This window comes from uncultured Phenylobacterium sp. (assembly GCF_902826855.1).
Lineage (GTDB): Bacteria > Pseudomonadota > Alphaproteobacteria > Caulobacterales > Caulobacteraceae > Phenylobacterium.
The window spans coordinates 1-3109 of record NZ_CADEGK010000324.1 but is presented as its reverse complement, the minus strand read 5'-3'; the positions used below and the strand labels follow the sequence as shown (position 1 = coordinate 3109).

Genomic DNA, 3109 nt, shown 5'->3' with positions numbered 1-3109 from the left:
ACCTGGACGGCGGAGTGGGACCTGGCGCGCGCGGCCTGGGCTGGCGGCGGGAAGGTCGTCAAGCTGATCGGCTACGACAACTCCCCTCGCGACCAGAAACGCTACGCTCATGCCCGCACGGTGCAGGCGGACGAGCGCTACCTTTACCGCTACCCCTTGATCGAGTGGGGCTGGACTCGCGGGGACTGCGAGCGGCGCATCGCGCAGGAGGGCCTCCCAGTCCCGCCGAAGTCCAGCTGCTGGTTCTGCAGTTCCTCCCGCCCCGAGGAGATCGACGCCCTCCCGCCGGTCCTGCTGCGCCGGATCGTCCTGATGGAGGCGCGGGCGAAGCCGCGTCTACGCACCATCGACGGGCTATGGCGTAAGCCAGTGCTCGGACGCCGAGGCGCGACACCCCGTCCTGGCAGCATGACGGAATACATCCTCGAGCGCGGACTCCTGCCCCGTGACGACGTGGAGGCGATCATCGCCCTGGCCCCGCAGAACCTGGTCGCCTTCCGAGAGGCGGCCGCAGCAGCCGGAGGCGTCCGTCCGGCCATGAGCGAATGGCTGGCGCTGTTCGACGCGACCGCCGGCGCCGGCCTTCACGGGCCTGGCGCGCCGCCGCATTACCCGGACCACGCCAATTCCGGGTGACGGGCGCGCCCGAGGCGGGACGGCTGGAGAGGGGCAGGGGTCTCGGGTTCAAGCGCCCCGGGGCGGGGGCCGGTGACGTGTCCGGGTTTGGGCAGGCGACCGGCCGCCCTGTTGAGGGCTCGCAGCCTTGCTCTCTCGACCTCGCCACCAGCTGACGTCCCCCACAAGGGACGCTCCGCTCAAAGGCCCTTGTGGGGCCCGCCCGCCGGCGGCGCGGGACGGTCTTCGAGCTTCGGCTCCGAACCCACTCAGAACAGGGACCTTCCCCATGCAAACCGCATTTTCCACTTTGATCACCGGCGACCTCACCGCCTTCGAGGCGCTGGCTCTGAAACTCGACGACCCCCGTCCACATCCTGAAGAAGCCGCCCTGACCCACGTGGGGGCCGCGGTCGTCAACGAGGTGATGGACGTGGTCTCCGGCACCGCCCTGGAGGACTTCCAGACCACCATCCTTGAAGGCCTGATCGGCGGCTTCCACTCGGCGATCGAGCGCATCCGCCGCGACGCTGACCGGGCCCGGGACGACGCCAGACGCCTGATGCGCGACTTCGACGGTTCGGAAATCGGCGACACCGAGCTGCAGGAGGCCACGCGTAAGTTCACGGCCGCCGATGTCGCGGTGATGGCCCTGGAGCTTCTCCGGGACGCCGCCTCGTCCAACTACACCGTGCAAACCGGGGAGGTCTGGACCCCCTGGCGCGGGAGCGTGCGCCCCTCGCGCGCCACGGCCGCGATGATCGACGCCAAGGACGCCATCCGGGCCCACAAACAGCGCTCGCACGCCGACCTCGATCCCGGCTCCACCATCATCGCGTTCCGCGGGGCCCCGCAGGGCGCCAGTCAGGCCGACGCCAACCGCATCTTCGACGCCCTGAACTGGGCCCTGTCGCAGTATCCGGACATGACGCTGGCGACCTGCAGCGCGCCCGGCGCCGAGAAGCTCGCCCTTCGCTGGGCCGCTCAGAAGAGGGTGCGCGTGGTCATCGCCCGGCCCGACTTCGACCGCCATCGGAAAGCGGCCCCGTTCAAGGCCAACGACGAGCTGCTGGAGCTGGATCCGGCCCTCGTGTTGACGCTCCCCATGACGCTCAGCGTCGATCGCGCTGAAGACGAGCGTCCCTCCGGCGTCGTCCTGAACCTGGGCCAGAAGGCCGAGGAGGCCGGCATCCGTCATCTGCGCATCCGGTAGCGCAGCGTGCCCGCCCGGCTTGGCCGGGCGGGCTGTTCTACGGCGCCATGAGCGTAGCCGGCTGCGGGTGGCGGTCTGACACGGCCAGGCCGCAGACGCCGGCAAACAGCGCGCCCGCCACGGCGATCAGCACCGCCTGGGCCACGGGTCCACGCCTGTTTAGGCCGCGCTGCTCAGCCGTGAACCAGATCGCGTCCACGCTGACGAAACCGTTGTAGGTCCTGCGCCTGGGTCTGCGCATTGCCGCCTCCTGGGACATCCTTCCGGTCAATTTTCGCCAGCTTCCCTGTCTGCGTTGGACAAGTGGCACTTGGCAGCACTACTTTCAGCCTCATCGGCTCGCATCGCAACTGCCGATTGACGTCGTCACGGCCGCGTTCGTCGGTAAACGGGGTGGGGGAGGGCTTCAGGGGTCAGGCCCGTGCATCCGGCGCGGGCAAGCCGGAGGCTCTGATGTTCACACCCGACCCCTGTCCGCAGGATCTTCGCGAGGCTCTCGACCGCCTCTCGGCCACCGTCACCGCTCGTGAGACGGCCGCCTTGGACTGCGCGGGTCACCGCAGCTGGACCCCCGCCGAGTGGTCCCGCAACGACATCGCGGAGCTGGAGACCGCCAAGCTCGGCGGAGTGCTCGCCGCCGACGTACGCCTGCTGGTCGACCTCGTGACCAGCTTGGCGGAGTCCGCGGTGTTCCTGCAGCGCGCGCTCTCGGCCTTGGCTCCGCTCGCGGCGTTCTCGCAGGTCAACGGTGTCGCAGCGCCGGATGCCCGGGCGCCGAGCGGGGCGTCGGTCGCGGTGCCGACCGAGGTCCTGCAGGCGGCGTACGGCGCGCATGGCGCGATCGCCGCAGCCCTCGCCTCGGCCCAGGCCTCGGCGCGGCAAAGCCGAGAGGCAGGGCGAGTGGCGGGCAGCCCACGCCCCGTGGGCGCAATCTCGTAGGAGCCGCCAGATGGGCTGGACAGATGACCGCGTCGATCTCCTGAAGACGCTCTGGCAGGACGGGCTCTCGGCCAGCCAGATCTCAAAGCAGCTCGGCGGGGTGACCCGCAACGCCGTAATCGGCAAGATCCATCGGCTCGGCCTTTCCGGTCGAGGCACGCCGTCGAAGCCGCAGCGCACGGTGTTCACGAGTCCACGCCCGACGCGCCCGGTGAGGCCCTCGGCGTCGGTCACGCGCCGCGCCGCCACGCCGGTCGCGACCACACCGGCGCGGGCGCCGGTGCGCTACATCGACGAGAGCCCGGGCGTCGCGACCTGCCTCACCCTTGGCGCCCATATGTG

General features: G+C 70.4%; 4 protein-coding genes and 1 pseudogene. 4 read left to right on the top strand and 1 reads right to left on the bottom strand.

Translation table 11 applies throughout. From position 1 onward, the window contains the following. Nucleotides 1–636 (top strand): annotated as a pseudogene (locus QZV94_RS24200) (hypothetical protein); the annotation flags it as partial. A 268-nt stretch (nucleotides 637–904) separates the two neighbouring features. Continuing rightward, nucleotides 905–1828, top strand: coding sequence for a DUF2493 domain-containing protein (locus tag QZV94_RS24195; RefSeq protein ID WP_293682913.1), 924 nt, complete (start codon nucleotides 905–907; stop codon nucleotides 1826–1828). 37 nt (nucleotides 1829–1865) lie between these two features. Here QZV94_RS24195 and QZV94_RS24190 read toward each other — a convergent pair whose 3' ends face one another. Continuing rightward, entirely contained in the window at nucleotides 1866–2069 is a 204-nt protein-coding gene (locus QZV94_RS24190) for a hypothetical protein (protein ID WP_293682911.1), read from the bottom strand. 212 nt (nucleotides 2070–2281) lie between these two features. On the opposite strand from QZV94_RS24190, the gene QZV94_RS24185 reads away from it, so the two are divergent. After that, nucleotides 2282–2767, top strand: coding sequence for a hypothetical protein (locus QZV94_RS24185; RefSeq protein ID WP_293682909.1), 486 nt, complete (start codon nucleotides 2282–2284; stop codon nucleotides 2765–2767). Between the two features lie 10 nt (nucleotides 2768–2777). Beyond that, a partial coding sequence (locus QZV94_RS24180) for a GcrA family cell cycle regulator (protein ID WP_293682907.1) occupies nucleotides 2778–3109 on the top strand: 332 nt, incomplete at its 3' end.

Excerpts from the sequence above, each read along its gene's own strand:
- QZV94_RS24185 (WP_293682909.1), top strand. The coding sequence starts at position 2,282 with ATGTTCACACCCGACCCCTGTCCGCAGGATCTTCGCGAGGCTCTCGAC.
- QZV94_RS24190 (WP_293682911.1), bottom strand. The coding sequence starts at position 2,069 with ATGCGCAGACCCAGGCGCAGGACCTACAACGGTTTCGTCAGCGTGGAC.
- QZV94_RS24195 (WP_293682913.1), top strand. The coding sequence starts at position 905 with ATGCAAACCGCATTTTCCACTTTGATCACCGGCGACCTCACCGCCTTC.